Here is a 26,882-nt window from a genome sequence, read left to right as displayed (position 1 = left end):
GCGGTGACCGGCCGAGGCGGTCACCGCGGGGGGTGGGTCACTTGACCGACTTGCCGGCGCTGCGCAGGTTCTGGGCCGCCTCGACGACCCGGGCGGCCATGCCGGTCTCCCCGGCCTTGCCCCACACCCGCGGGTCGTAGGTCTTCTTGTTGCCGACGTCGCCGTCGACCTTGAGGACGCCGTCGTAGTTGCGGAACACGTGGTCGACGATGGGGCGCGTGAAGGCGTACTGGGTGTCGGTGTCGACGTTCATCTTCACCACGCCGTAGTCGACCGCGTCGCTGATCTCCTGCTCGCTGGAACCGGACCCGCCGTGGAACACCAGGTCGAACGGCCGGTCCTTGCCGACCCGGGCCCCGACCTGCTCCTGGATCTCCTTGAGGATCTCCGGGCGCAGCTTCACGCCGCCGGGCTTGTAGACGCCGTGGACGTTCCCGAACGTCAGGGCCGTCAGGTAGCGGCCCCGCTCCCCCGTCCCGAGGGCCTCCACCGTGGCGAGGGCGTCCTCGACGGTCGTGTAGAGCTTGTCGTTGATCTCGTGCGCGACGCCGTCCTCCTCGCCGCCCACGACGCCGATCTCGACCTCCAGGACGATCTTCGCGGCGGCCGCCTGCGCCAGCAGGTCCGCGGCGATCTGGAGGTTCTCCTCCAGCGGCACCGCCGAGCCGTCCCACATGTGCGACTGGAACAGCGGGTCCCGGCCGTTCTTCACGCGCTCGGCGGAGATCGCCAGCAGGGGCCGGACGAAACCGTCCAGCTTGTCCTTGGGGCAGTGGTCGGTGTGCAGGGCGATGTTCACGCCGTAGCCCTTGGCGACGTGGTGGGCGTACTCGGCGAGCGCCTGGGACCCCAGGACCATGTCCTTGACCGTGGTGCCGGACAGGAACTCCGCGCCGCCGGTGGACACCTGCACGATGCCGTCGCTCTCGGCCTCGGCGAAACCGCGGATCGCCGCGTTCAGGGTGATCGAGGACGAGATGTTGATGGCCGGGTAGGCGAAGCCCCCCGCCTTCGCGCGGTCCAGCATCTCGGCGTAGACGTCCGGGGTGGCGATGGGCATGGCGACTCCTCCGTCGGGGCGACTCTGGCGGGGTGATCCTTCCACGAGCCGCCCGGGGCGGGCAGGCGACCCTTCCCGGATGCCGACGGCGGGCGGTGGTGCGACCGTGGGGCCCATGACGGACAGCCAGCTGAACGGCAAGAAGATCGCGTTCCTCGTCGCCGCCGAGGGCATCGAGCAGGTCGAGCTGACCGAGCCGTGGAAGGCCGTCCAGGACGCCGGCGGCGAGCCGGTGCTCCTGTCGACCGCGCCCGGGCAGGTGCAGGCGTTCAACCACCTCGACGCGGCGGACACCTTCGACGTGGACGTCGTCGTCGACGACGCGAGCCCGTCGGAGTACGCCGCCCTCGTGCTGCCGGGGGGCGTCGCCAACCCGGACGCGCTGCGCACCAGCCTGTCCGCGGTGAAGTTCGTGGGCCAGTTCGCGGCCTCCACGCGGCCGATCGCCGCCATCTGCCACGCGCCGTGGACGCTGGCGGAGGCCGACGTGCTGAAGGGCCGGCGGATGACGTCGTGGCCCTCGCTGAAGACCGACCTGCGCAACGCCGGCGCCGAGTGGGTCGACGAGGAGGTCGTCGTGGACCGCTCCGGTCCCGGGCCCCTCATCACCAGCCGCAACCCCGACGACCTGCCCGCGTTCAACCGCGCGCTGCTGGGGGAGCTGTCGTGAGCGTCGGCATCGGCTACACCTGCATGAGCGAGCAGTCCGACCCGCGCTGGCTGGTGCGGGACGCCCGCGCGGCCGAGGAGGCGGGTTTCGACACGATCGTGTTCTCCGACCACGCCTCGCCGTGGCTGACCTCGCAGGGCCACGCCCCCTACGCGTGGTCGGTGCTGGGGGCGGTGGCCGCCACGACGTCGCGGGTCGAGCTCATGACGTACGTGACGTGCCCCACGGTCCGCTACCACCCGGCCGTCGTGGCCCAGAAGGCCGCGACCGTCCAGATCCTGTCCGAGGGGCGCTTCGTCCTGGGCCTGGGCTCCGGCGAGAACCTCAACGAGCACGTCGTGGGTCACGGCTGGCCGGCCGTCGAGGAGCGGCAGGACATGCTCGTGGAGGCCGCCGAGATCATCTCCAACCTCTTCGACGGTGAACTCCTCACCTACGCCGGGGAGTACTTCCGGGTGGACTCCCACCGGCTGTGGGACGTCCCCGAGCACCGGGTGCCGCTGGCCATCGCCATCAGCGGCGAGAAGTCGGCCACGCGGTTCTCCCCGCTGGCCGAGCACGCGATCGCCGTCGAGCCGGACGCCGCGCTGGCCGCCTGGGACGCCGCGCGCGAGCCCGGTCAGCACCCGAGCCGCAAGATCGGGCAGATGCCGGTGAGCTGGGACGCCGACCGGGACGCGGCGGTCGCGCGCGCCCACGAGCAGTTCCGCTGGTTCGCGGGGGGCTGGAAGGTGAACGCGGACCTGCCGACCACGGCCGGGTTCGCCGGGGCCACCCAGTTCGTCCGGCCCGAGGACGTCGCCGCGCAGATCCCGTGCGGGAACGACGTGGACGCCGTCGTGGAGGCCGCCTCGAAGTACTTCGAGGCCGGGTTCACCGACCTGGCGCTGGTGCAGATCGGCGGGGAGCACCAGGAGCAGTTCCTGCGGGCCGCCGAGAGCGACCTGCTGCCCGCGCTGCGCGAGGCGGCGCAGGGCACGAACCCCTCGCCGAGCTGACCGGTCGCCCGGGCCCCGCCGTTCAAGGTCGGGGCCCGGCGGGCCGATGGGGCTGGGGTGAACCGGGATGACTGGCTGGCCCTGGCGCGGGCGAGCGCGCAGGAGGAGGAGCAGCAGGACGAGCGCGGACCGCAGGCCGGTCCGGGACAGCTGACCACCCCCCTCGCGGTGCCTCTCGCGGTGCCCCTCGCGGTGCCCCTCGCGGCGCCCGCGGTCGTCCCGGCCCCCGAGGCGGCGCGGCTGGCGGACCTGCACGGCTACGGCCTGCTGGACACCCCCGCCGACGACGAGCTGTCGGCCGTGGTGCGCGCCGCGGCCGCCGCGGCCGGGGTCGCGAGCGCGACGCTGAACCTGGTGGACGCGCACCGCACCTGCCAGCTGACGACCGTGGGGTTCGAGGGGCGCGACCTCGACCGCGGGGAGGCCATGTGCGACCCGCACTTCCTCGACGGGCACGTCCTGCACGTCCCCGACGCCTCCCTCGACGAGCGCTTCGCCGCCAACCCCTGGGTGGACGGCCGCCTGGGCCGGGTCCGCTGCTACGCCTCCGTCCCGCTCGTCAGCCCCGCCGGTCACCCCCTGGGGTCGCTGTGCGTGTTCGACACCGCGCCCGGAGTCCTCACCGACCAGCAGCTCGCCGTCCTGCGCGACCTCGCCGGGGTCCTCGTCACGCTGTTCGAGCGGCGCCGGGAGGCCCGCCGCGCCGCCGAGCAGGGTGAGCAGGCCGCCGAGGCCCGCGAGCTGGCGGTCCTGGCGATGGCCGAGGCCGAGGCGCGCTGGGAGCTCAGCGAGGTCGTCGCCGACACCATCGACGTCGGCCTCGTCGTCGTCGACGACCAGGGGCAGGTCAGCTCCACGAACCGGGCCGTGCGCCAGTGGCAGGGCACCGCGCCGGCCACCGCCGTCTTCCTGGCCGCCGACCGCTCGCCGCTGGCCGCCGAGGCGCTGCCGTGGGTGCGGGCCCTGCGCGAGGACGTCGTGGACGGCGCCGAGGTGGTCCTGACCGCCGCCGGGCAGCCGGACCGGGTGCTGGTGTGCTCGGGCCGGGCGATGCGCCGCGGCGACGGCAGCCTGCTCGGCGCGGTCGTCGCCCTCAACGACGTCACCGAGGCCCGCCAGCGCGAACGGGCGCTGGCCCGGGCGCACGCCGGGCTCGCCGAGCACTCCCGGCGGGTGCAGGCCCTGGCCGACGCCTCCCGCGCCCTGGCCTCGGCCGAGGACCCGCAGGACGTCATCTGCGGGTGGCTGCAGGAGCTGACCGGGGCCGACGCCGCGTACCTGCTGCGTCCGGGCGACGGCGGGGAGCTGCGGGCCGTCGCCACGTCCTGCTTCCCGGCGCAGCGCGTCGTCTACGGACCGGAGGAGCCGTCGCTGGCCGCGACCACCTTCGCCAGCTCCACCCCCGTGTTCGTGGCCGACGTCCAGACCGACCCCCGCACGGCGCGTCGCGTCGCCGCCGCGACCGGGTTCGTGTCCGGGGCGTGGCACCCGGTGGTGCTGTCCGGTCAGCGCACCGTGGGGGTGCTGGGCGTGTTCTGGCGCACCCGGCAGCCCACGCTGCCCGAGCACGTCCTGCCGGTGCTGCAGACGCTGTCCGGTGAGCTGGCCCACGCCGCCGAGCGGGCCGAGCTGCTGCAGCGGCTCGCGCAGGCCGCCGAGCGCGACGCCCTGACGGGGCTGGCGAACCGGCGCCGCTGGGACGAGGTGATCGGCAGCGAGGTCGCCCGCGCGGCCCGCACCGGGACGCCGCTGACGGTGGCGGTCATCGACCTCGACCACTTCAAGGCCTACAACGACACCCACGGCCACCTGGGCGGGGACGACCTGCTGCGCGAGTTCGCCGCCGCCGCCCAGGGGTGCCTGCGCGAGGTCGACACGCTGGCCCGCTGGGGCGGGGAGGAGTTCGTCGTCGCCCTGCCCGGGTGCACGGCGGACGACGCGGTGGCCGTGGCCGACCGCATCCGGGCGGCCGTGCCGCGCGGGCAGAGCTGCACGATCGGCGTGGCGGCGTGGGAGCCGGGGCTGCGGGTCGAGGAGGTCGTCGCCCGCGCCGACGAGGCGCTGTACCGGGGCAAGCAGGGCGGGCGCGACGTGACCGTCGTGCACGCCGGCCCCGCGCTCACCCCTTCAGCCCAGCGGTGAGCGCGCCGATGCCCTGAGGGAGACCACCGGTCCCCCGTCCGGTGGCGTTCGGGACGCAGGAGGAAGCCGTGGTCACGTCGGGTACGTCCGCACGTCCGACGCCCGCCGCCGTGGTCCGCAGCCTGGCCTTCGCCCTCGTGTTCTGCGTGGCGGTGTTCCTGGGCCGGCAGACGGTCGTGGACGGCACCAGCCTGAGCCTGGTGTGGCCCGCGGCGGGCGTGGCGGTGGTGTGGTTCGCCGCGCAGCGCTCGGCCCGCACCCGGGGGCTGGACCTGGTGCTGCTGTCGGTCGCGACGTTCGCGCTCAACGCCCTCACGGGCCTGGACGCGGTGGTGTCGGGGTGCTTCGCCGCCGCCGGCGTCGCCCAGGTCCTCGTGTTCGGCGCGCTGTTCGCCCGCTGGTGCCCGCAGGCGTGGGGCGCTGGGGGGGACCGGCCGCTGACCGGTCTGCCGCAGCTGATGCGCCTGCTCGCCGCGGCGGTGCTGGCGACCGGCGCGAGCGCCCTCCTGGGGCCGACGGCCCTGTGGGCGCTGACCGGGCACTGGTCGTGGCTGGAGGCGCTGGTGTGGGTGACCCGCAACACCGCCGGCGTCCTGGTCGTCGCCGCCGTCTGCTTCCGCGCGGGCTGCCTGCTGAGCGCCCGCCGCCGGGCCCGCGCCGGGGAGGCGTCCACGGTCGTGGCGCCGGTGCGCTGGCCGCGGGGGTGGGGGCTGGTCGAGCTGGTCGCCGCGGTGGTCTGCTCGGCGCTGGCCTACGTCCTGATCTTCGGCCTCTACCACGGCCTCCCGGTGGCGTTCCCGCTGGTGGCGCTGACGGCGTGGGTGGCGCTGCGCTTCGACACGACGATCGTCGTGGTGCACGGCCTGGCGATGGGCGTGGTGGCCGTGCTGCTGACCCTGGCCGGCCACGGCCCCTTCGCGATGATCGCCGACGACGCCACCCGCGCCGTCGTCGTGCAGCTGTACGTGGTCCTGCAGGCCGTGCTGGGCCTGGCGATGGCGATGAGCCGCGACGAGCGCGACGTCCTGCTGGCCCGGATGGCCGCCTCGACCGCGGACAGCTGCCGGCTGGCGCAGGAGGCCGCCGAGCAGCGCGCGCTGGCGCAGCGGGCGATGGCCGAGGCCGAGGCCCGCGGGGAGCTGGCCCGGGCCGTGCTGGACACCGTGGACGTGGGGATCGTGGTGGCCGACGCGCAGGGCCGGCTGACGATGTTCAACCGGGCGGCCCGGCAGTGGCACGGCCTGGACGCCGACGCGTCGATGGACCCGGCGCAGCACGCCGGCAGCTACGCCCTGTACGCCCCCGACGGTTCCACGCCCCTGTCGATCGTGGACGTCCCGCTGCACCGGGCGCTGCGCGAGGGGTCCGTGACGGGCGCCGAGATGGTCATCGCCCCGGTCGGGCGGCCGGCGCTCACCGTGACGTGCTCGGGCCGGCGCATGAGCGGTGCCGACGGCGGCGCGCTGGGCGCCGTGGTGGCGATGACCGACGTGACCGCCGACCGCGTCCTGCGCCGCGACCTGGAGTCGGCCCGGCGGCGGGCCGCGGAGCAGGCCGGTCAGCTGGAGGCCGCGTTCGAGGCGTCGATGGTGGGCAACGTCGACCTGGACCTGACCGGTGCCGTGCTGCGGGTGAACCCCGCCGCCGCGGCGATGCTCGGGTACGAGCGCGCCGAGCTGGTGGGTGAGGGCTGGGGCCGGTTCGTGCACCCGGCGGACCGGGACGAGCGCCGGGAGGTGGTGCGGGGCTTCCTGGACGCCGGCGCGGCCGCGGGGACCGGCGGCGTGGCGGGGGCGGTGCGGCACCTGCACCGCGACGGGCACGTCGTGCACACCCAGGTCTCCACCTCGGTGGTCCGCGACGACGAGGGGCAGCCGCTGTACCTGGCCAACCAGGTCGTCGACGTCAGCGACCGCGTCAGCGCCGAGGACGACGTCCGCCGCCAGCGCGACGTCTCCACGCGGCTGCTGCGCGCCCTGAGCGACCTCGGCGAGGGGGTGCTGGTCGAGCACGAGGAGCAGATCACGTACGTCAACGAGGCCATGGCGCGCCTGACGGGCCGCCGCACCCCGGGCCTGCTGGCGCTGCCCACGTCCCTGCTGCTGGTCCCCGAGGCCGAGCAGGAGGCGTGGCTGGCGCGCCGGGTCCCCACCCCGGGCCGGGTGGCGCCCACCGCCCCGCTGGTGACGGCCCTGCGCCGCGCCGACGGGACGACCGTGCCGGTGGAGGTGACGACCGTCGCGCTGCCCGACGCCGGCGGCCGCGCCACCCTGACCCTGGTGCGGGACCTGTCGGAGCGGATGCGGGCGCAGGCGGCGCTGGTCGCCTCGAACGAGCAGCTGCGGGAGGCGAACCGCCTCAAGGACGACCTGGTGGCGACCCTGAGCCACGACCTGCGCCAGCCGCTGGCGAGCACCGTCGGGTTCGCCGAGCTGCTGCTGGACGACTGGCAGGTGCTGTCGGAGGACGACAAGCGGCAGTACCTGGGGCGCATCCAGAAGGCGGGCCGCTGGGCCGACGACCTGCTGAACGACATCCTGACGATGGCGCAGCTGGACGAGGGCACGCCGACCCCGCGCACCACCCGGGTCCACCTGCCGTCGGTGGTCGCCGACGTCGTGGACCGGCTCGGCCGCGACGCCGGGGCGGTCGACACCGGCGGGGTGGGGGACCTCACGGTGCTGGCCGACCGCGGGCACCTGGAGCAGGTGTTGGCGAACCTGCTGGGCAACGCCTTCAAGTACGGGGCGGCGCCGGTGCGGGTGGCCGCCCGCCAGCGCGGTGAGCACGTCGCCCTGGACGTCGTCGACAGCGGCGAGGGGGTGCCGGAGGCGTTCGTGCCGCACCTGTTCGACCGGTTCGCCCGCGCCACCACGGGGGTCGCGGTGGGCAAGAAGGGCACCGGGCTGGGGTTGTTCATCGCCCGCGCGCTGATCAACGCCGGGGGCGGGGACCTGACCTACCAGCCGGCCCGCGACGGCGGGTCGCGGTTCACGCTGACGCTGAACGCCCTGGGCGAGGAGAGCGGCGAGCGGGACGGGGCCCGGGACGAGGACCCGCGCGCCGACCTGGCGCGGGCGGTCACGCTGGGCTGAGCAGCAGGTCGGCCAGGACGTCGGCGAGGGCGACCGAGCCGGCCTCGGCGTCGGCGTCGGTGCAGAACTCCTCCGGGGAGTGCGAGACCCCGGTGGGGTTGCGGGTGAACAGCATCGCCGTCGGGACGTGCCCGGCCAGCACGCCCGCGTCGTGCCCGGCCCCGGTCGCCAGGGTCGGTGCACCGGGCAGGACCCGGCCCAGGCGCCGCGCCAGCGCCGGGTCGAACCCGACGGTCGGGCTGGAGGACTCCTCAGCGACCTCGACGGTGCACCCCTCCCCCGCCGCCAGGTCCACCGCCCGGCGGGTGACCTCGGCGACGACGGCGGCGGTCACCGCGTCCTCGGCGTGCCGCACGTCCAGCCACAGGTCGACGCGGGAGGCGATGACGTTGGTGCCACCGGGCACGGGCTGGAACCGCCCGACGGTGGCGCGGGCCCCCGGGTGCGCGGCGGCGACCTCGCGGGCGGCCACCACGATCCGGGAGGCGGCCAGCAGCGGGTCGCGGCGGTCGGCCAGCAACGTCGTCCCGGCGTGGTTGCCCTGACCGTGGACGGTGAACCGCCAGCGGCCGTGACCCAGGATCGAGGACGCGACCGCGACCGGGGCGCCCAGGTCGACCAGGCCGCGGCCCTGCTCCACGTGCAGCTCCACGAAGGTCCCGATCCGGGCCAGGGCCTGCTCGTCGCGGCCGAACCCGGCCGGGTCCAGCCCCGCGCGGCGGGCGACGTCGGCGAAGGTGTTCCCGTCGGGGTCGGTGAGGTTCAGCGCCCGCTCGGCGGTGATCGCCCCGGTGAGCAGGCGAGACCCCAGGCAGGCCACCCCGAACCGGGACCCCTCCTCCTCGGGGAACACCGCCAGGCCCAGGGGTTTGACGGGTTCGACCCCGCGCTCGCGCAGCAGGTCCACCGCCCGCAGCGCGGACGCGACGCCCAGCGGGCCGTCGAACGCGCCGCCGCCGGGCACGGAGTCGAGGTGGCTGCCGGTGACGACGGCCCCGGTCAGCGGCGCGCCGCCGGGGTTCCACCAGGCCCACACGATCCCGTTGCGGTCGGTCTGCGGTTCCAGCTCGCGGCGGGCCAGTTCCGCGCGGTACCACTCCAGGAGTTCACGCTCGGCGGGGGCGAACACCGGCCGCGAGTACCCGCCCCGCACGGCGTCGCGGCCGGTGTCGGCGATGGCGGCCAGGAGCTGGGAGGTCTCGGGCACGGGCCGAACCTACCCGGGCGGGCCGGACCGGGGTGGGTCAGGCGGTGATCCCCCGGAACGTCGCCCGCACCTCCTCCACGAGCAGCCCGGGCTGCTCCAGGGCGGCGAAGTGCCCACCGCGCTCGAGCCGGGCGTACCGCAGGACCGTCGCGTACCGGCGTTCGACCCAGCGCCGGGACGCCTGGACGGCCTCGCCGGGGAACACGCTGAAACCCGCCGGGGTGGGGCCGGGGCCGGCCGGCGGCGGGCCCGGGTCCTGCCGGGCCTCCCAGTACAGCCGCGCGGCGGAGGCCCCGGAACCGGGCAGCCAGTACATCATCACGTCGTCGAGGATCTCGTCGCGGTCGACGACGTCCTCGGGCGAGCCGTCGTGGTCCGTCACGTCCTCGAACAGGGTGTAGATCCACGCGGCCAGGGCGACGGGCGAGTCGGCCAGCGCGTACCCGATCGTCTGCGGCCGGGTGGCCTGTTCCTTCGCGTAGGCGTCCAGCTCGGTCGCGTACCGCTGCGCCCGGGCGGCCATGCGCGCCTCCTCCGGCGTCGCCTCCGCCAGTTCCTGCGGCGTGGGGAACACCATCGGGAAGTTGAAGTGCACTGCGAGGCAGCCCGATCCCGGCCGGCGGCCGATGGCGTCGACGACGGCGGCACCCCAGTCCCCGCCCTGGGCGAACCAGTTCCGGTACCCCAGCCGGTGCATCAGCGTGATCCACGCCCCGGCGATCCGGGGGACGCCCCACCCGGTGGAGGTGGGTTTGCCGGAGAACCCGAAACCGGGCATCGAGGGGATGACGACGTGGAACGCGTCCTCGGCCCGGCCGCCGTGGGCGACCGGGTCGGTCAGCGGGCCGATGAGGTGGCGGAACTCCAGCACCGACCCGGGCCAGCCGTGGCACAGCAGCAGCGGACGGGCCCCGGGTTCGGCCGAGCGGACGTGCAGGAAGTGGATCCCCAGGCCGTCGACGACGGTGCGGGACGAACCCCAGGAGTTCAGGTCCCGCTCGCAGCGGCGCCAGTCGTACCCGTCGGCCCAGTGCTCGACGAGGGCGCGCAGGCGGTGCAGGGCCGGTCCCTGACCGGGGGCGGTCTCGGCTTCGGGCCAGCGGGTGCGGGCCAGGCGGTCGGCCAGGTCGCGCAGGTCCGCCTCGGGGACGTGGACGGGGTACGGGGTCACCGCCTCGTCCGAGGGGGCGGACGGGGCGGGGGGCGCGAGGGTCACGGGGTGCTCCGGGGTCAGAGGGGGTGGTGGCGGCAGTCGACCACAAGTGGAGGACGTCTTCAACTTGAGAACCGGCCTTCCAGTTCGGTACGGTCACCCCGTGCCCACCCCCGCCCAGCCCCTGCGCCGCGACGCCGAGCGCAACCGCCGGCTCCTGCTGTCGACCGCCGGGGAACTCATGGCCGACCGGGGCCTGGACGTGTCCTACGAGGAGATCGCCCGGGCCGCCGGAACCGGCACCGGCACCGTCTACCGGCGCTTCCCCACCCGCGACGACCTCGTCGACGCCGTCTTCGACGACCACATCGACACCGTCTGCGCCATGGCCGAGCAGGCCGCGGCGGAGGAGGACCCCTGGGCGGGGCTGACCACCTTCCTGGAACGCCAGCTCGAACTGGAGGCCGCCAACCGGGCCCTCGGGGAGATCCTGCGCGCGCAGCGGGGTTCCTACGCCATCGTCCACCGCGCCAGCCGGCGCATGACCCCCGTCGTCACCGGGCTCCTGGAACGCGCGGTCGCCGCCGGCACCGTCCCCGCCGGGGTCACGGCCGCCGACCTCGTCGCCGTCCACGTCATGGTCGGCAGCGTCCTGGACGCCTCCCGCACCGCCGCCCCCGACCTGTGGCGGCGCGCCCTGGCCATCGCCCTGGCCGGCCTGCGGCACGCCCGGCTGCCCGGGCCCGCGCCCCACGACGACGTCATCGAGCACCTGTTCACCCGCGACCACTGAGGACCCACCGTGACCCTGCCCCAGCAACTCCTCGACGTCCTGCACGCCCGCGCGATCTGCTTCGTGACGACCCTCATGCCCGACGGGTCGCCGCAGATCAGCCAGACCTGGGCCGGCACCGACGGCGAGCACGTCGTGATCAACACCGTCACCACCCACCAGAAGGCCCGCAACACCGGCCGCGACCCGCGGATCGCCGTCGGCATCGCCGACCCCGAGAACCCCTCCCGCTCCTGGGCGGTCCGCGGCCGGGTGGTCGGGCGGACCACCGAAGGGGCCCGCGAGCACCTCGACGCGCTGTCCGTGAAGTACCTCGGCCGGCCCTACCCGGGGTTCGGCGGCAACCAGGACCAGCAGCGGGTCGTGCTCACCATCGCCGTCGACTCGCTGCACACCCCCTGACACCGCCGCTCACCCGTTCGCCGCCTCCAGGGCACCCGCGGGCGCACCCGATACCCACCCGGGGGCCGGGACCGGTCGCCGCGCGGGCCGCCCGGAGCGGGGGGCCGGCGCACGGACCGGGTCGGCGGGGGGCGGGGTGCGGGTCGGGGTGCGCCTGGGCGGGGCCGCGCTCGGCATCGCCGCCGCCGCCGCGGGGATCTGGTGGGCACTGCCCGACGAGGCCGTCCACTCCCCGCTGTGGACCCAGGTCGTCGGGTGGCCGGTCGCCCTGCTGCTGCGCTGCGACCCCGTGCAGCGGTGGATCGGCGCGGGCCGCCTCGACAACCGGGTGTGGCTGCGGGTGTTCCTGGGCGGCCTGCTGTTCGCCGCCACCGTCGCCCCCACCGGGGTGGCCTTCCTCTTCCCCGTCTTCGGGGCCCTGGTCGCCAGCGTGCACCTGCAGTGGAGCGGGGCGCGCGCCTGGCGGCCCTGCGCGGCCATGACCGTGGTCGTGAGCACGGCGCTGCAGGTGCTGGCGCAGACCGGTTCCCTGCCCACCCCGCTGCCGCGCACCCTGGACCTGGTGTGCGCGGTGATCACCACGCTGCTGTCCCTGCTCGTCATCGGCAACGTCGCCGTGCTGGCCGCCCAGCGCGAGGCCGGTGACGCCGCGCTGGACGCCGAGCGGCGCAGCCGCCACGACGCGCTGCTGCACGCGGCCACCCACGACGCGCTGACCGGGCAGCTGAACCGCGCCGGGCTGCAGGAGCACGTCGCCGGGCACCTGGGGACCGGGGAGGGCGCCGGGAACCCCCTCGCGGTGGTCTACGTCGACCTGGACGACTTCAAACCCGTCAACGACCGGCACGGCCACGCCGCCGGTGACCTGCTGCTGCGCCTGAGCGCGGACCGCCTGGCCGGGGTGCTGCGCCCGCAGGACCGCCTGGCGCGCCTGGGCGGGGACGAGTTCGTCGTGGTGCTGGCCGACGACGACCCCGACCTGGTGCGGTCGGTGGCCGACCGCGTCGGTGCGGTGCTGCGCGCCCCGTTCGAGCTGGAGGGGACGGTGGTGCGCGTCTCCGCCAGCACCGGGACCGCGATCGCCGACACCCCGGGCACCGACCTGGACGACCTGCTGCGCCGGGCCGACGCGGCGATGTACGCGGCCAAGGCCGCGCGGCACCGGCCCACCGGTCCCTGAGCCGCCCACCGGCGGGCTCAGGCGGTGCGGGCCGTGGTGATCCCCCCGTCGACGGCGATCTCGGCGCCGTGGACGTACCCGGCCTGCGGGGACAGCAGCCACGCCACCGCCTCGGCGACCTCCTCGGGGGTCCCGGGGCGCCCCGCGGGGGTGGGGGCGGTCATGCGGGCGACCACGTCGCCGGCGGAGGCGTTGACGGGGGTGCGGGTCGCGCCCGGGGAGACGGTGTTGACGCGCACCCCGCGGGGCCCGAACTCCGCGGCCCAGCTGCGGGCGAGCTGGATCTCGGCGGCCTTGGTCGCGGAGTACAGCCCGACGAAGGGGTACCCGACGTGGGCCATCCAGGACCCCAGCACGACGACCGCCCCGTCGCCGCGGTCGGCCATGGCCGGGGCCAGGGCGGCGGTCAGGACGTGCGGGGCGCGGACGTTCACCGCGAGGGTGGCCTCCAGGTCGGCGTCGGTGAGGCTCACGGTGTCGACGGCCGAGCACAGCGCGGCGTTGTGGACGACCGCGTCCAGCCGCCCGCCGGCGGCGTCGGTGGCGGCGCGGGCGAACTCCCGCAGCGCCTCCGGCGGGCCGGTGAGGTCGGAGGCGACGAACGCGGCCCGCCCCCCGGCGGCCTCGACGTCGGCCACGACGGCGGCGCCGCGGCCGGCGTCCCGGCCGGTGACGACGACGGACCACCCCCGGGCGGCCAGGGTGCGGGCGGTGGCGGCGCCGATGCCGCTGGTGGAACCGGTGACCAGGACGGTGCGGTGCTGCTCGGTGGGTGTCTCGGTGGGTGTCATGGGTCCACTCCACCGGGTGCGCCGCACCCGCACCAGGGTCCGTCCTGCCTGGTCACGACGTGACCAGGGTGGCGGCCCGGCCTGCTCCTACGCTGGGCGGGTGCCTGCCGACCGCGCCTCCCTCGGGGCCTTCCTGCGGTCCCGGCGGGACCGCCTGACCCCCGCGCAGGCCGGGATCGACCCCTTCCCCGGCCCGCGGCGGGTGCCGGGGCTGCGCAAGGAGGAGCTCGCGGTGCTGGCGGGGCTGAGCCCGGACCACTACAGCCGCCTGGAGCAGGGGCGCCAGCAGACCGTCACCGACGAGGTCGTGCAGGCGCTGTCGCGGGCGTTGCAGCTCGACGACGTCGAACGCGCCCACCTGCGCGACCTGGCCGCCCCGTCGTCGCGCCGGCGGTGGGCGGGTCCGGAGGTCGCGCAGCGGCCCGACCCGGGGATGCTGCGGCTGATGGGGGTGCTGGACCACGTCCCGGTGCTGCTGCTGGGCCGGCGCACGCAGGTGCTGGCGCGCAACGGGCTGCTGAGCGCGGTGCTGGGGACGGCGCTGGAACCGGGGTCCTCCTTCGCGCGGTGGCTGTTCCTGGACCCCGGGGCGCGGACGCGGATCGTGAACTGGCCCGACTTCGCCGCCGCCGCGGTGGGGGCGCTGCGCTACGAGGTGGGGCGCCACCCCGACGACCGGCGGCTGGACGCCCTGGTCGGGCAGCTGCGCCGCGAGGACCCCGACGTGGCGCGGTGGTGGGCCGACCAGCGGGTGACCTTCCGGACGTCGGTGGACAAGCGGATCGACCACCCGGCGGCCGGGCCGCTCAGCTTCGGCATCGAGTCCGTCGTGGGCCCGCACGACCCCGAGCAGCGCCTGGTCGTCTACACCGTCGAACCGGACTCCCCCACCGCCCGGGTGCTGCCGCTGCTGGCCAGCTGGACGACCGCGCCGCGGGGGCCGGCGCGGGCCTGAGGGCCCGGCCCGCCCCGCGGCCCGCCGGGGTTCAGCGGTCGGGCAGGGCCTCGGCGAGGAGCTCGGCCAGGTGCTTGGGCCGCACCCCGGCGAGGTTGTCCGACTGCGTCCGGCAGGAGTACCCGTCGGCGACGACGACGGCGTCACCGCGCTCGCGCAGCGCCGGCAGCAGGGCGTGCTCGGCGACCTTCACCGAGACGTCGTGGTGCCCGGCCTCGGCCCCGAAGTTCCCGGCCAGCCCGCAGCACCCGTTGAGGATCTTCGCGTCGACCCCGGCCTTGGCCAGCAGCGCCGCGTCGGCGGCGAAACCCATGACGGCGTGCTGGTGGCAGTGCGGCTGCACGACCGCCTTCGTGTCCACCCGCGGCGGCGTCCAGTCGGGGTGGTCGGCCGCGATGAGCTCGGCCAGCGTCTTGACCCGGTGCTCCAGCGCGTGCGCGCGCGGGTCGTCGGGCAGCAGCTCGGCGGCGTCGTCGCGCAGCAGCGCGGTGCACGACGGTTCGAGCCCGACGACGGGGACCTCGGAGTTGCCCAGCGCGTCCAGGGACGTCCGCAGCTGGCGCTTGGCCCCGTCGAGCTGGCCGGTGGAGACCCACGTCAGCCCGCAGCACACCTGCTTCTCGGTGATCCGCACCTGGTACCCGAGGTGCTCGAGCAGTTTCACCGCGGCCTTGCCGACCTCGGGGGAGAAGTGCTCGGTGAAGGAGTCCACCCACAGCAGGACCGGCCGCCCCTCGCGCTCGGGGCGCTGCGCGAACCAGTCGCGGAACGTCTCGACCGCGAACTGCGGCAGCGGGCGGTTCTGGTCGACGCCGCCGACGGCGCGCGCGGCCCACGCCAGCGCCGGGACCGACGTGAGCGCGTTGACGAGCTTCGTCAGCGCGGGCGCGGCGGTGGCGAGCTTCGACCAGCGCGGCAGCCAGCCCAGCAGGTAGTGGTTCGTGGGCCGCAACCGGCCCGCGTAGAACTTGTCGAGGAACTCCGCCTTGTACGTCGGCATGTCGACGCCCGCGGGGCAGTCGGCGCTGCACCCCTTGCAGGACAGGCAGAGGTCGAGGACGTCCTTGACCTCCTGCGAGCGCCAGCCGTCGGTGACGAGGGTCCCGTTCGCCATCTCCTGCAGCAGCCGGGCGCGGCCGCGGGTGGAGTCCTTCTCGTCGCCGGTCGCGAGGTAGGAGGGGCACATGACGCCGCCGGAGTCGGCGCGGCACTTGCCGACGCCGACGCAGCGGTGGACGGCGCGGGTGAGGTCGCCCTCGTCCTTCGAGTACGCGAACTTCAAGGGCATGCCGAGGGCGTGCGCGGTCCGGGCGGCGGGGACGCGCAGGTCGGCGGCGACGTCGGCGGGGCGCACGATGATCCCGGGGTTGAGCAGGTCGGCGGGGTCGAAGGCGCGCTTGACCTCCTCGAACGCGGCGATGGACTCGCCGTCGTACATGAGGGGCAGCAGGCCGCCGCGGGCGCGGCCGTCGCCGTGCTCGCCGGACAGGGACCCGCCGTGCTTGGCCACCAGCCGGGCGGCGTCCTCCAGGAACGCCTTCGCCGCCGCACCGCCGCCGTCCTCGGAGAGGGGGAAGTCGATGCGGACGTGGATGCAGCCGTCGCCGAAGTGGCCGTAGGCCAGGCCGTCGACGCCGTGGGAGGCCATGAGGGCGTCGAACTCGCGCAGGTACTCCCCCAGCTTGGCGGGCGGGACGGCGGCGTCCTCCCAGCCGGGCCAGGCGGGCTGGCCCTCGGGGGAACGCCCGGCCAGGCCGGCGCCGTCCTCGCGGATGCGCCACAGGGCGCGGGCCTCGGCGGCGGTGGGGATGATCACGGAGTCGAGGGCGCCGGAGCCGGCGACCAGCGCGCGGGCGGCGGCCAGGGACTCCTCGGGGGTCTCCCCGCCCATCTCGACGAACAGCCAGCCGTCGCCGCCGGGGAGGCCGTCGACGGACCCGCCGCGGCGCACCACGACGTCGGCGAGGCGGCGGTCGATGCCCTCCACGGCCAGCGGGGCGTGCTCGAGCAGGGCGGGGGTGGCGTCGGCGGCCTCGTGCATCGAGGGGTAGCCCAGGACGACGAACGTGGTGGACGGGGACTGGCGGACCAGCCGCACGCGGGCGCGCAGGATGGTGGCCAGGGTGCCCTCGGAACCGGTGAGCAGCCGGGCCAGGGCGGTGCCGGTGGGGCCGCCGGTCTCGGGCAGCAGGTGCTCCAGGGCGTAGCCGGAGACCTGGCGGCCGAAGGTGCCGAAGCCGGTGCGGATGGTGGCGAGGTGGCGGGAGGCGACGGCGCGCAGCTCCTCGAGGAGGTCCGCGGGCGGGTCGTCGGTCCAGTAGCGGCGGCCGTGGCCGTCGAGGACCTCCAGGGCGACGACGTTGTGGGAGGTGCGGCCGTAGGCGAGGGCGTGCGAGCCGCAGGCGTCGTTGCCGATCATCCCGCCGACGGTGCAGCGGGCGTGGGTGGAGGGGTCGGGCCCGAACCGCAGGCCCCGGGGCGCGGCCTGGCGCTGGAGGTCGTCGAGGATCACGCCGGGTTCGATGAGGGCGGTCATGCCCTCGGGGTCGATCTCCAGGACGCGGTTGAGGTGGCGGGAGAAGTCGAGGACGACGCCGGGGCCGATGGCGTTGCCCGCCACGGACGTCCCGGCGCCGCGGGAGGTGAGGGGGACGCCGAGGCGGCGGCACACGGCCCAGACGGCCTCGACGTCCTCGACGGTGCGGGGGAAGACGACGACCTGCGGCACGACGCGGTAGTTGGAGGCGTCGGTGGTGTACTCGGCGCGGCGGCGGGTGGAGGCGTCCACGACCCCGGAGGCCGGGTCGGTGCCGAGCGCGGCGGCGAGTGCGGTCACGAGGTCCGCCGCGGCGGTCCCGCCGTCGGCGGCAGCGGTCGTCGCGTGGTGGTCGTCGATCAGCGTCACCCGTTCAGTGTGCCGCCGCGCGGGGGGTGCTCGGGCACGGTCGGGCGCACGGCCCGCGCGTTCAGCGCAGCAGCGCGAGCCGGCGGGGGCTGACGTCGAGGTGCATCCGCTGCCCGCGGCTGAGGGTGAGGCGGTCGTCCTCCAGGCCGTCGCCGAAGACGACGAGCTCGTCGGAGAGCACCTCGACGGTGAGCGGGTCCGCGCCCGGGGGGCCGGTGAGGGAGCCCGCGGTGAGGTCGGCGCCGGTGGTGCGCGAGGGCCAGGCCTCGCGCACGAACCAGGCCAGGGCGGGATCGGTGGGGCCGGGCAGGGCGGCGCCCCCCGGTCCGCGGCCCAGGCCCCGGGCCAGGGAGGCGAGCCACCCGGTGGCGCCCGTCCCGGTCCCGGTGACGACGCCGCTGGAGGCCTGCTCCTCGCGCCGCTCCCCCGCGGTGAGGACGTAGCGGGCGGTCTGGTGGGAGCGGTGGCCGACGAACACCTCGTTGAGGGCGTGCAGCTCCTGCCCGTCGTCGGTGCGGGCGCGGACCATCGTGCGCAGTTCGCACGTCGCACCGGACACGCTGCGGCGCAGCAGGTCCGCGGTGTCGGCGGCCCGGTGGGGCACCAGGACCCCGGCGTTGCGGCCGGGGGCGGGGTCGATGCCGACGACGACCTGACCGGCGAGGTGCTTGGCGACGTTGGCGACGAGGCCGTCCTGGCCGACGACCACGACGACGTCCTCGGGGGCGAACAGGAACCGGGGCAGGTCGGCGCGTTCGACGGTCCCGGTGCGCCAGTCGGGCGGGACGGCGGCCGCGACGGCCGCCAGGGCCCGGCGCTGCTGCTCGTCGGCCTCCTCCAGCTCGGCGAGGGAGCGGCCGCGGGTGCGCAGGAAGAAGTCGGCGGCGCCGGGGGTGCCGTGCCGGGCGACGGTCTGGGCGTAGGCGGTGCGGCGGTGCACGAGGACGGCGCGGGGCGCGAGGCTCACGGCCGCACCAGCTTCGCCAGCGCCCCGGTGACGACGTCGGGGGTCAGGACGAGGGTGCCGACGTCGGGGAGCTGCCCGGCGAACTCGCGCAGCGCGAGCGTCAGCAGCACCTCGGGCGGGGTCCCGGCGATCGCGGCCACCCGGGCGGCCTCGGCGGCGGCGTCGGCCTCGCCCTCGGCGCGGCGGGCGCTGGCGCGGGCCAGGGCGAGGCGTTCCTCGCGCTCGGCCTCGGCGGTGGTGCGGATCGCGTCGGCGGCGGCGGCGTCCTCGACGCCGCGGCGCCGGTTGGCGCCCTGCTGGGCGACGAGCTGCTCCTCGCGGCGGGCGAGCTCGATCTTGCTCTGCAGCTCGTTCTCGCTGATGGTGCGCTCGCGCTCGACGGCGAGGGCGCGGCGTTCGGCCGTGGCGCGGTCGGCCTCGGTCTGCAGCTGCTCGCGGGTGGGGGTGGCGAGCGCCTTCTCGACGTCGGGTTCGGGCCGGACGGCGACGACGCGGGCGTCGACGAGGGCGAGGCCGGTCTGGGCGAGGCGGCTGTCGGCGAGCAGGCCGGCGGTGATGCGCTCGCGGGTGAGGGTGACGCCCTCGGCGAGGACCCGCAGCAGGGGCAGCCCGGCGACGACGTCGAGGACGTGCTGCTGGGCGGTCTCGGTGAGCAGCCCGGCGATCTGCTGCAGGGGCGCGGCGCGCCAGCGGCCGGCGGCGGGGTCGAGGGAGAAGTCGATGCGGGTGGCGGCCAGGTCGGGGTCCTCGATGCGGAAGGTGACGGTGGCCTGGACGGTGACGTCGACGAAGTCGGCGGTGCGGGCGTGCAGGACCAGCGGCAGCTCGCGGTCGTCGACGGGCAGTTCGGACAGGGTCGCGCTCAGCGGGCGGAACCAGAACGACTGGCCGGCGCCGGAGTGGGCGACCTTGCCGCGGCGGTGGTGGATGACGTGGGTGGTGGGGGTGCTGCGCAGGTGCCGGACGAACGGGTAGCGGGTGATGTCGGCCACGACTGCCTCCTGGGTGGGGTGCGACGACTTGTTGTCGTCGGAATGACGATAAGCCCTCCCCCCGCCTTGTCGTCAAGTCGACGACAACTGGGTACGCTGACCGGGTGAGCCACCCCGTCACCGCCGTGACCGTCGACCTCGTCGTCCTCACCGTGCGCGGCGGGGCCCTGTCGGTGCTGCTCGTCGAACGCGGTGAGGAACCCTTCGCCGGCCGGTGGGCCCTGCCCGGCGGGTTCGTCCGGCCCGACGAGGACCTGCCCGAGGCCGCCGCCCGCGAACTGGCCGAGGAGACCGGCCTGCCCCGCGGCTCGGTCCACCTGGAGCAGGTGGGCAGCTACGGGACCCCCGGCCGCGACCCCCGCCAGCGCGTCGTGACGGTCAGCTACCTGGCCCTGGCCCCGGACCTGCCCGTCCCGCACGCCGGGACCGACGCCGCCGACGCCCGCTGGTCGCCCGTCGCGGACGCCCACGGCCTGGCCTTCGACCACGACCGGCTGCTGGCCGACGCCGTGGAACGGGCCCGCGCCAAGCTGGAGTACACGCCGCTGGCGACGGCGTTCTGCCCGCCGGAGTTCACCGTCGCCGAACTCCGCCGGGTCTACGAGGCCGTCTGGGGCACCGCCCTGGACCCGCGGAACTTCCACCGCAAGGTCACCGGGGCGGCGGGTTTCCTCGAACCCACCGGCGGCACGAGCACCCGCGACGGCGGGCGGCCCGCGGCGCTGTTCCGGCGCGGCCGGGCCGCGACCCTGCACCCGCCCCTGCTGCGCTGACCCCTGCGCGCCGGCCCCTCCGCGCCGGCCCTGGTGCCGCGCGGGGTCCGGGGCTAGGGTCGAACGCCGTGTCCGCCTACCCCGCCCTGCTCGCGGCGGGGTTCCGCAGGTGGTCGACGTACCGCGCCGCCACGGCCGCCGGCGCCCTGACGAACTCGGTGTTCGGCGCCGTCAAGGCCTCGGTGCTGACCGGGACGGTGGCCTCGGCCGGGGTGGTCGCGGGCTACGACGCCACCCAGGCCGCCACGTTCGCGTGGATCAGCCAGGCCCTGCTGGCGCCGGTGAGCGTGTTCGCCGACGACGAGGTCGCCCGCCGCGTCCGCACCGGCGACATCGCCGTCGACCTCGCGCGGCCGGTCGACCCGCAACTGGCCGCCTGGGCCGGGGACCTGGGGCGCGCCGCGTTCATGCTGCTGCCCCGCGGCATCCCGCCGCTGCTCGTGGGGGCGCTGCTGACCGGGCTGAGCCTGCCCGCCGACCCCCTGCCCCACCTGCTGGGCCTGGTGGCGCTGGTGCTGGGGGTGTCGGTGTCGTTCGCCGCGCGGTTCCTGGTGAACCTCACCGCCTTCTGGCTCACCGAGATCCGCGGGGTCCTGCTGCTCTACACCGTCACCGCGACCCTGCTGACGGGGCTGACGATCCCGGTCTCCTGGTTCCCCGGCTGGCTGGAGGCGCTCGCGCGCGCGACGCCGTTCCCCTCGATGCTCCAGACCCCCGCCGACCTGTTCACCGGACGCGTCGGCGGCGCGGAGGCGGTGCGGGCGGTCCTGGTGCAGGCCGGCTGGCTGGCGGGTCTGCTGCTCGCCGGGCGGGTCCTGCTGGCGGCCGGGTCGCGGCGGCTGGTGGTGCAGGGTGGCTGACCGGGGTCCGGTCCTCGCCGCGCACCGGGCGGTCCTGGGTTCGCGCGTGCGGGCGCAGCTGTCGTACCGGGCCTCCTTCGCGGCCGACCTGGTGGCGAACGTCGCCATCGGCGTCAGCGAGTTCGCCACGATCTACGTGGTGTTCTCCCGGGCCAGCACGCTGGGCGGGCTGGACGTGTGGGAGGCGTCGCTGGTGTTCGCGCTGGCGAACGTCTGCTTCGCGCTGGCCGACCTGATGCTCGGCCACCTCGACCGGCTGCCCGACCACGTCCGGGCCGGGACGCTCGACGCGTTCCTGCTGCGGCCGCTGCCGGTCCTGACGCAGCTGGCGACCGCCGACGTCTCCCTCAAGCGCCTGGGCCGGGTCGGGGTGGGGCTCGCGGTGCTCGCGATCGCCTGGCCCCGCACCGGCATCGCGCTCGACGCGCGGTCCGCGGCGTTGGTGGCCGTCGCGCTCGTGGGCGGGACGGCGGTGTTCGCCGCGGTGTTCGTCGTCGCCGGCGCCCTGCAGTTCTGGCTCCTGGACGGCCGGGAGGCCGTGAACTCGATCACCTACGGCGGGTCGAACGCGGCCCAGTACCCGGCGTCGCTGTACCCGGCGCCGCTGCGCTGGCTGTTCTGCTACGTCGTCCCGGCGGCGTTCGTCGCCTACCTGCCCGTCCTGGCGCTGCTGGGGGAACCGGGCCCGCCGGGTCTGCCGGCGTGGCTGGGGTGGTGCTCCCCGCCGGCCGCGGTGGTGGTGTGGGGGGTCGCGCTGCTGCTGTGGCGGGCCGGGGTCCAGCACTACACGGGGAGCGGTTCGTGACCACCCACCAGGACCAGGACGCGCTGGAGGTCGAGGACCTGGTCCGCGAGTACGTGGTGCGGGAGAAGGCCGGCCGGTTCCGCCGGCGGCGCCGGGTGGTCCGCGCCGTCGACGGGTTGTCGCTGCGGGTCCGGCGCGGGGAGTCGGTCGGTCTCATCGGCGCCAACGGCGCCGGGAAGTCCACGACGGTGAAGCTGCTGACGGGGATCCTGGTGCCCACGAGCGGGACGGTCCGCACCTGCGGGCTGGACCCGGTGACCCACCGGCGGGAACTGGCCCGCCGCATCGGGGTGGTGTTCGGCCAGCGCAGCCAGTTGTGGTGGGACCTGCCGCTGCACGAGTCGTTCCGGCTGCTCGGCGCGATCCACCACCTGCCCGCGAGCGCGTGGCGGGCCCGGCTGGCCGACCTCGACGAGCGGCTCGGGCTGTCGGAGTTCCTCTCGACCCCGGTCCGGCAGTTGTCGCTGGGTCAGCGCATGCGCGGGGAGGTGGCGGCCGCGCTGCTGCACTCCCCCGGGCTGCTCCTGCTGGACGAGCCGACGATCGGCCTGGACGTGCTGTCCAGCGAGCGGTTGCGGCGGTTCCTGCGCGCCGAGCGGGCCGAGCGCGGGACGACGTTGCTGCTGACGACGCACGACATGGGCGACGTGCAGCGGTTGTGCGACCGGGTGCTCGTCGTCGACCACGGCCGCGCGGCCTACGACGGGGACCTGCCGGGGCTGGTGCGCCGGGTCGGGGCCCGCCGGGTCCTGGTCGTCGACCAGCGCGAGCCGGTGCCTGCGCCGCAGGTCGCCGGGGCGGAACTGCTCGGGGTGAGCGAGGGCGGTCTGCGGCTGCGGTACGCGTTCTCGGCGGAGGAGACGACGGCCGCCGAGGTGCTCGCGCAGGTGTCCCGCCGCGCCGACGTCGGCGACCTGTCGGTGGAGGAACCCGACATCGCCGACGTCCTGCGGACCCTCTACGCCACCTCGGGGGACCGGTCGGGCTCGGGCAGGTCGGAGGCCTGAGCCAGCGCACCGGCCGCGATGGCCTGCAGCGCGGCCAGGTGCGCGGCGAGCTTGCGGCGGCCCTCGCCGGTCAGCGCGACCCACGTGCGGGGCCGCTTGCCGACGAACCCCTTGCGGACCGTGACGTGGCCGGTCTCCTCCAGACCGGACAGCGTGCGCGACAGCGCCGAGTCGCTGAGGTCGAGGCGGTCGCGGACGGTCTTGAAGTCGGCTTCCAGGCACCCGGACAGGAACGCCACGACGGCGAGCTTGGTGGGGTGCTGGACGGCGGGGTCGAGCTCGGGTTCGGCGCTCACGCCCGGCCCTGCGCCTTCACCTGGCGCCACAGCACCACGCCGAACGCGGCGCCGGCGACGAGCAGGGCCGCGCCGGGGTCGGCGAACAGGTACAGCAGCACGGCGACGACGAGGACGCCGAACTCGGTGGCCCACTGCGCGCGGCTGCGGCGCGGGTAGGTCCGCACCCGCTGGCGCAGGACCGCGGTGGAGAAGACGGCGAAGAACGCGACGAGGAGGGTGATCCCCACGACGGCCCACGCGAGGCCGCTGGTCCAGGTGGCGACGGCCAGCGCCGCGAACCCGCCGACGTAGGGCAGGACCGTGGCGGGCAGCACCCACCGCGGGAACCGTTCGGGGCGGGCCGCGGCGACAGCGGCGGCGGCCGTGCGGAGGTCGTCCTGGGCTCGGTCAGCTGTGGTCATGCCCCATGTCTACCGGAGTACTTTCCAAGTACGCAAGTGCTCCGCGCGAGGCAATCACAACGAGGACGACAAGCGCCCCAGCACCGGGTTCCACCCGACGACCCGGCGCTGCGCGACCACCCGCCCGTCGAGCACGAACGGGTCGGCGTCCAGCAGCGCCTCCACGGTCCCCGCGTCGGCCGCCTCGAACAGCAGCAGCGCCCCGTCGTCGTCGGTCGGGCCGGACAGCACCAGCTCCGGCAGGGACGCCAGGTACTCGCGGTGCACGGGACGCACCGCGTCCCGGGCGGCGGTGTCGGGGGTGTAGGCGTAGGTCGCGGCGAAGAACGGCATGCCGGGACGCTACCGGGCCGTCGCGACGGCCAGCGGCGCGCGCCGGACCACGGTCAGCCGCGGCAGCACCCACCCGACCAGCGGGCCGATCCCGAACGCGAACACCACCGTGCCCACCCCGACGTTCCCCCCGAGCAGCCACCCGAGCACGAGCACCGACACCTCCACGACCGTGCGGCACAGCCACAGCGGCCGGCCGGTCCGCGCGTGCAGCCCGGTCATCAGCCCGTCGCGCGGACCCGGCCCCAGCGCCGCGCCCAGGTAGATCCCGCTGGCCACCGCCAGCAGCACCATCCCCGCCGCGAACAGCGGGACGCGCACCAGCAGCAGCTCCGGGGCCGGCAGCAGGTCCACGGTCGCCTCGATGACCGTGCCGACGATCAGCACGTTGAGGACCGTGCCCACCCCGGGCTTCTGCCGCAACGGGATCCACAGCAGCAGGACGACGATGCCGATGAGGTTGGTCAGCCACCCGATGCCCACCCCGGTCTGGCGCGCCAGGCCCGTCGCCAGGACCGACCACGGCCCCACCCCCACGTGCGCGGCGACCATGAACCCCTCCGCGACGCCGTAGAGGACGAGCCCGACGAGGAGCCGGACGAGACGAGCAGCGGGCAGTGGACTTCTCACCCTCGGATTGGACCGCAGTCCAACCCACCTCCGACAGCGCCAATCCGGGTACGGTGGACTGGTGTCCACCCTCTCCGCGTCCGCCCTGCGGCACCTCCTCGGCGAGTGGCGCGGCGACGGCCCCGCGCTGCGGGCCCTCGCCGACCGGATCGCGCTGCTCCTGCTCGACGGCCGCATCCCCTCCGGGACCCGCCTGCCCGCCGAGCGCGAGCTGGCCGCTGCCCTGTCCGTCAGCCGCACCACCGTCGCCGCCGCCTACGCCCGGCTGCGCGAGCAGCACCACCTGCACAGCGTGCGCGGGTCGGGCAGCGTCCTGACCCTGCCCCCCACCGGCCCCGCGGCCGCCCCCCCGCACCGCACCACCCCCACCACCGGCCCCACCGCCGACCCCACCGCCGCCCCCGCCGTCGTCGACCTCACCCGCGCCGTGCTGCCCGCCGCCCCCGTCGTCGCCGACGCCGTCGAGGCCGCCGCCGCCGACCTGCGCGCCCACCTGCCCGGCGACGGCTACGAACTGCTCGGCGTCCCCGCGCTGCGCCAGGCCGTGGCCGACCGCTACACCGCCCGCGGCCTGCCCACCACCGCCGAGGAGGTCCTCGTCACCCTCGGCGCCCAGCACGCCGTGGGCCTGCTGTGCCGGGCCACCCTGCGCCCCGGCGACCGCGTCCTGGTGGAGTCCCCCGGCTACCCGCACGCCCTCGACGCCGCCCGCGCCGCCGGCGGCCGCCCCGTCGCCGTCCCCGTCACCGCCGCCACCGCCGGCGACCCCGGCGGCTGGGACGAGACCGTCCTCGACGACGCCTTCACCCGCACCCGCCCCTCGCTGGCCTACCTCATGCCCGGGTTCCAGAACCCCACCGGAGCCGTCATGCCGGCGGCGCTGCGCCGCCGCGTCGTGGAACTGGCCCGCCGGCACGGCACCCGCCTCGTCGTCGACGAGACCACCAACGAGCTCGGTTTCCACGGCGACGTGCCGCCCCCCTTCCCCGGTGACGTCCTGCACGTCGGGTCGGTCGCCAAGACCCTCTGGGGCGGGCTGCGCATCGGCTGGGTGCGCGCCGACGCCCGCACCGTCCGCCACCTCGCCGCCCACCGCGCCCCCTGGGAACTGGGCACCCCCGTCCTGGAGCAGCTCGTCGTCGCCCGCTGCCTGCCCCGTCTCGACGACGTCCTGCCCGGCCGCCGCGCCGAGCTGCGGCGGCGGCACGACGCCCTCGCCGCCGAGCTCGCGGCCACCGTCCCGGAGTGGGACGTCCCCCGCGTCGACGGGGGACTCGCGCTGTGGGTGCAGCTGCCCGCCGCCCTCAGCTCGGCGCTCGCGGTCGCCGCCCGCCGGTACGGGGTGCTGCTGACCGCCGGCCCGCGGTTCGGGGTCGACGGCGCGTTCGAGCGGCACCTGCGGATCCCGTTCGGCGCCGACGCCCCCGCGCTGCGGTCCGCCGTGCACCTGCTGGCCCGCGCCTGGCAGGACGCCGGCGCCGGCGCCCCGCTCCCCCGATCCTTCGAGGTCCTCGTCTGAGGTCCCCCCGCGACGGGAGGCCGGGATCAGCCCTTGACCGCCCCGGAGGCCAGGCCCGCCACGTAGAACCGCTGGAGCGCGACGTACAGGATCACGCACGGGACCATCGCGACGACGGCCCCCGCGACGAGGTACCCGAAGTTCACCGCCCCGTACGCGCCCGACTGCAGGTTCACCAGCGACAGCGGCAGCGTGTACTTGCGGTCGTCGGTGAGGAACGTCAGCGCCCCGAGGAACTCCGTCCAGCTGGCCAGGAACGCGTACAGCGCACTGGTCGCCATGCCGGGGACGAGCATCGGCCGCAGCACCGACACCAGCGCCCGCATCGTCCCGGCGCCGTCGACGCGGGCGGAGTCCTCGATCTCGGAGGGGATCGACTCGAAGGCGTTGCGCATGACGAACACCCCGAACGGCAGGTTCACCGTCGAGTAGAACAGCACCAGCCCGAGCCGGGAGTCGGTCAGGCCCATCGCGTTCATCTGCAGGTAGAGCGGGGTGATGATCGCCTGGAACGGCACCATCATCGTCACCACCACCAGGCCGAACAGGACGTTGCGGCCCCGGAAGCGGAACCGCCCGAACCCGTACCCGGCGAGGGTGGCCAGGACGGCGGTGAGCACCGCCGTGCTGACCGCCACGACGAGGCTGTTCCCGACGGCGCGGACGATGTCGGCGTCGCCGGTGAACAGGGAGCGGAAGTTCTCCCCCGTCAGCGCGAGCAGGTCCGGCAGGTCCGGCGTGGTGGCGACGATCGCGTCGTTGGTCTGGAAGGAGCGCAGCACCGACCACACGAGCGGCACCAGGAACACCAGGGCGGCCAGCGTCCCGCCCAGCCAGTACAGGGTGAGCTTGGTGCGGCTCTCCGCGCGCCCGTTCGCCTCGCTGCGCCGGTTCACCCGCACCTGGCCGGCGGGGGCGGTCGCGGGTTCGGTCATCGTGGCCATG

25 protein-coding genes are annotated in these 26,882 nt (G+C 75.8%); 13 read left to right on the top strand and 12 right to left on the bottom strand.

Annotated elements, in window-relative coordinates:
* Window positions 1–37: 37 nt before the first annotated feature.
* Complete coding sequence (fbaA, locus tag ACRYM6_RS14105) at window positions 38–1,060, bottom strand: class II fructose-bisphosphate aldolase (RefSeq protein ID WP_432543516.1); 1,023 nt, start codon at window positions 1,058–1,060, stop codon at window positions 38–40.
* Between the two features lie 115 nt (window positions 1,061–1,175).
* On the opposite strand from fbaA, the gene ACRYM6_RS14100 reads away from it, so the two are divergent.
* The 4 genes from ACRYM6_RS14100 to ACRYM6_RS14085 all read left to right on the top strand — a co-directional run bounded on the left by ACRYM6_RS14100 (window position 1,176) and on the right by ACRYM6_RS14085 (window position 7,965).
* Window positions 1,176–1,730: a type 1 glutamine amidotransferase domain-containing protein gene (locus ACRYM6_RS14100; protein ID WP_432543515.1), complete on the top strand. Its 555-nt coding sequence runs from the start codon at window positions 1,176–1,178 to the stop codon at window positions 1,728–1,730.
* On the top strand, window positions 1,727–2,728 hold the full coding sequence (locus ACRYM6_RS14095; protein WP_432543514.1) for a TIGR03557 family F420-dependent LLM class oxidoreductase: 1,002 nt from the start codon (window positions 1,727–1,729) through the stop codon (window positions 2,726–2,728). Before ACRYM6_RS14100 ends, ACRYM6_RS14095 begins: the two co-directional genes overlap by 4 nt.
* A gap of 57 nt (window positions 2,729–2,785) precedes the next feature.
* Complete coding sequence (locus ACRYM6_RS14090; protein WP_432543513.1) at window positions 2,786–4,870, top strand: diguanylate cyclase domain-containing protein; 2,085 nt, start codon at window positions 2,786–2,788, stop codon at window positions 4,868–4,870.
* Window positions 4,871–4,938: 68 nt separating this feature from the next.
* Window positions 4,939–7,965, top strand: a complete 3,027-nt coding sequence (locus ACRYM6_RS14085) for a PAS domain S-box protein (RefSeq protein ID WP_432543512.1) — start codon at window positions 4,939–4,941, stop codon at window positions 7,963–7,965.
* Here ACRYM6_RS14085 and ACRYM6_RS14080 read toward each other — a convergent pair.
* Both ACRYM6_RS14080 and ACRYM6_RS14075 read right to left on the bottom strand, forming a co-directional pair.
* Window positions 7,952–9,172 (bottom strand): allantoate amidohydrolase, encoded by a 1,221-nt coding sequence (locus ACRYM6_RS14080; protein WP_432543511.1) that lies wholly within the window; start codon window positions 9,170–9,172, stop codon window positions 7,952–7,954. The genes ACRYM6_RS14085 and ACRYM6_RS14080 overlap by 14 nt on opposite strands.
* 37 nt (window positions 9,173–9,209) lie before the next feature.
* Window positions 9,210–10,388, bottom strand: coding sequence for an epoxide hydrolase family protein (locus ACRYM6_RS14075; protein WP_432543510.1), 1,179 nt, complete (start codon window positions 10,386–10,388; stop codon window positions 9,210–9,212).
* Window positions 10,389–10,488: 100 nt separating this feature from the next.
* Between ACRYM6_RS14075 and ACRYM6_RS14070 the strand changes: the two genes are divergently transcribed.
* The 3 genes from ACRYM6_RS14070 (at window position 10,489) to ACRYM6_RS14060 (ending at window position 12,700) form a co-directional block, all read left to right on the top strand.
* Window positions 10,489–11,118: a TetR/AcrR family transcriptional regulator gene (locus ACRYM6_RS14070; protein WP_432543509.1), complete on the top strand. Its 630-nt coding sequence runs from the start codon at window positions 10,489–10,491 to the stop codon at window positions 11,116–11,118.
* A 9-nt stretch (window positions 11,119–11,127) separates the two neighbouring features.
* The gene (locus tag ACRYM6_RS14065; protein ID WP_432543508.1) at window positions 11,128–11,520 is read left to right on the top strand and encodes a TIGR03618 family F420-dependent PPOX class oxidoreductase; all 393 of its coding nucleotides are present in this window, start codon (window positions 11,128–11,130) and stop codon (window positions 11,518–11,520) included.
* A gap of 148 nt (window positions 11,521–11,668) precedes the next feature.
* On the top strand, window positions 11,669–12,700 hold the full coding sequence (locus ACRYM6_RS14060; protein ID WP_432543507.1) for a diguanylate cyclase domain-containing protein: 1,032 nt from the start codon (window positions 11,669–11,671) through the stop codon (window positions 12,698–12,700).
* A 17-nt stretch (window positions 12,701–12,717) separates the two neighbouring features.
* On the opposite strand, the gene ACRYM6_RS14055 is transcribed toward ACRYM6_RS14060, so the two are convergent.
* Window positions 12,718–13,491, bottom strand: coding sequence for an SDR family NAD(P)-dependent oxidoreductase (locus tag ACRYM6_RS14055; protein WP_432543506.1), 774 nt, complete (start codon window positions 13,489–13,491; stop codon window positions 12,718–12,720).
* Between the two features lie 100 nt (window positions 13,492–13,591).
* On the opposite strand from ACRYM6_RS14055, the gene ACRYM6_RS14050 reads away from it, so the two are divergent.
* Window positions 13,592–14,446, top strand: a complete 855-nt coding sequence (locus ACRYM6_RS14050; protein ID WP_432543505.1) for a helix-turn-helix transcriptional regulator — start codon at window positions 13,592–13,594, stop codon at window positions 14,444–14,446.
* Between the two features lie 31 nt (window positions 14,447–14,477).
* Here the strand turns inward: ACRYM6_RS14050 and ACRYM6_RS14045 are convergent, their stop codons facing one another.
* The 3 genes from ACRYM6_RS14045 to ACRYM6_RS14035 form a co-directional block, all read right to left on the bottom strand.
* Window positions 14,478–17,345, bottom strand: a complete 2,868-nt coding sequence (locus ACRYM6_RS14045; RefSeq protein WP_432543518.1) for an FAD-binding and (Fe-S)-binding domain-containing protein — start codon at window positions 17,343–17,345, stop codon at window positions 14,478–14,480.
* Between the two features lie 67 nt (window positions 17,346–17,412).
* Window positions 17,413–18,318: a hypothetical protein gene (locus ACRYM6_RS14040; RefSeq protein WP_432543504.1), complete on the bottom strand. Its 906-nt coding sequence runs from the start codon at window positions 18,316–18,318 to the stop codon at window positions 17,413–17,415.
* Window positions 18,315–19,310 (bottom strand): SPFH domain-containing protein, encoded by a 996-nt coding sequence (locus ACRYM6_RS14035; protein ID WP_432543503.1) that lies wholly within the window; start codon window positions 19,308–19,310, stop codon window positions 18,315–18,317. The genes ACRYM6_RS14040 and ACRYM6_RS14035 overlap by 4 nt, the downstream gene beginning before the upstream one ends.
* Before the next feature lie 104 nt (window positions 19,311–19,414).
* Between ACRYM6_RS14035 and ACRYM6_RS14030 the strand changes: the two genes are divergently transcribed.
* From ACRYM6_RS14030 to ACRYM6_RS14015, 4 genes are all read left to right on the top strand, one after another.
* Window positions 19,415–20,083, top strand: coding sequence for an NUDIX hydrolase (locus ACRYM6_RS14030; protein WP_432543502.1), 669 nt, complete (start codon window positions 19,415–19,417; stop codon window positions 20,081–20,083).
* Window positions 20,084–20,151: 68 nt separating this feature from the next.
* Window positions 20,152–20,943, top strand: a complete 792-nt coding sequence (locus ACRYM6_RS14025) for an ABC transporter permease (RefSeq protein ID WP_432543501.1) — start codon at window positions 20,152–20,154, stop codon at window positions 20,941–20,943.
* Entirely contained in the window at window positions 20,936–21,748 is an 813-nt protein-coding gene (locus ACRYM6_RS14020) for an ABC transporter permease (RefSeq protein ID WP_432543500.1), read from the top strand. Before ACRYM6_RS14025 ends, ACRYM6_RS14020 begins: the two co-directional genes overlap by 8 nt.
* Window positions 21,745–22,755, top strand: a complete 1,011-nt coding sequence (locus tag ACRYM6_RS14015; RefSeq protein WP_432543499.1) for an ABC transporter ATP-binding protein — start codon at window positions 21,745–21,747, stop codon at window positions 22,753–22,755. Before ACRYM6_RS14020 ends, ACRYM6_RS14015 begins: the two co-directional genes overlap by 4 nt.
* Here ACRYM6_RS14015 and ACRYM6_RS14010 read toward each other — a convergent pair.
* The 4 genes from ACRYM6_RS14010 to yczE are packed head-to-tail and all read right to left on the bottom strand — an operon-like array spanning window position 22,707 to window position 24,418.
* A complete protein-coding gene (locus ACRYM6_RS14010) occupies window positions 22,707–23,051 on the bottom strand; it encodes a transcriptional regulator (protein WP_432543498.1) in 345 nt (114 codons plus the stop codon). The two genes, ACRYM6_RS14015 and ACRYM6_RS14010, sit on opposite strands and share 49 nt — an antisense overlap.
* Window positions 23,048–23,455, bottom strand: coding sequence for a hypothetical protein (locus ACRYM6_RS14005; RefSeq protein WP_432543497.1), 408 nt, complete (start codon window positions 23,453–23,455; stop codon window positions 23,048–23,050). Before ACRYM6_RS14005 ends, ACRYM6_RS14010 begins: the two co-directional genes overlap by 4 nt.
* A gap of 54 nt (window positions 23,456–23,509) precedes the next feature.
* Window positions 23,510–23,788, bottom strand: coding sequence for a YciI family protein (locus ACRYM6_RS14000; protein ID WP_432543496.1), 279 nt, complete (start codon window positions 23,786–23,788; stop codon window positions 23,510–23,512).
* Window positions 23,789–23,797: 9 nt separating this feature from the next.
* Window positions 23,798–24,418, bottom strand: a complete 621-nt coding sequence (gene yczE / locus ACRYM6_RS13995) for a membrane protein YczE (RefSeq protein WP_432543495.1) — start codon at window positions 24,416–24,418, stop codon at window positions 23,798–23,800.
* Window positions 24,419–24,479: 61 nt separating this feature from the next.
* Between yczE and yczR the strand changes: the two genes are divergently transcribed.
* Window positions 24,480–25,937, top strand: a complete 1,458-nt coding sequence (gene yczR, locus ACRYM6_RS13990) for a MocR-like transcription factor YczR (RefSeq protein ID WP_432543494.1) — start codon at window positions 24,480–24,482, stop codon at window positions 25,935–25,937.
* A gap of 26 nt (window positions 25,938–25,963) precedes the next feature.
* Here the strand turns inward: yczR and ACRYM6_RS13985 are convergent, their stop codons facing one another.
* Window positions 25,964–26,881 (bottom strand): carbohydrate ABC transporter permease, encoded by a 918-nt coding sequence (locus ACRYM6_RS13985; protein ID WP_432543493.1) that lies wholly within the window; start codon window positions 26,879–26,881, stop codon window positions 25,964–25,966.
* Window position 26,882: the final 1 nt, after the last annotated feature.

The sequence above is a fragment of the Kineococcus rugosus genome, from assembly GCF_050871975.1.
Taxonomy (GTDB): domain Bacteria; phylum Actinomycetota; class Actinomycetes; order Actinomycetales; family Kineococcaceae; genus Kineococcus.
The sequence above is the reverse complement of the archived record's forward strand: the minus strand, read 5'-3'. Positions and strand labels throughout refer to the sequence as shown.

What these genes read in the sequence shown, in the direction of transcription:
- fbaA (WP_432543516.1), bottom strand. Translation starts at nt 1,060, where the DNA reads ATGCCCATCGCCACCCCGGACGTCTACGCCGAGATGCTGGACCGCGCG.
- ACRYM6_RS14100 (WP_432543515.1), top strand. Translation starts at nt 1,176, where the DNA reads ATGACGGACAGCCAGCTGAACGGCAAGAAGATCGCGTTCCTCGTCGCC.
- ACRYM6_RS14055 (WP_432543506.1), bottom strand. Translation starts at nt 13,491, where the DNA reads ATGACACCCACCGAGACACCCACCGAGCAGCACCGCACCGTCCTGGTC.
- ACRYM6_RS14005 (WP_432543497.1), bottom strand. Translation starts at nt 23,455, where the DNA reads ATGACCACAGCTGACCGAGCCCAGGACGACCTCCGCACGGCCGCCGCC.
- ACRYM6_RS14000 (WP_432543496.1), bottom strand. Translation starts at nt 23,788, where the DNA reads ATGCCGTTCTTCGCCGCGACCTACGCCTACACCCCCGACACCGCCGCC.
- ACRYM6_RS13985 (WP_432543493.1), bottom strand. Translation starts at nt 26,881, where the DNA reads ATGGCCACGATGACCGAACCCGCGACCGCCCCCGCCGGCCAGGTGCGG.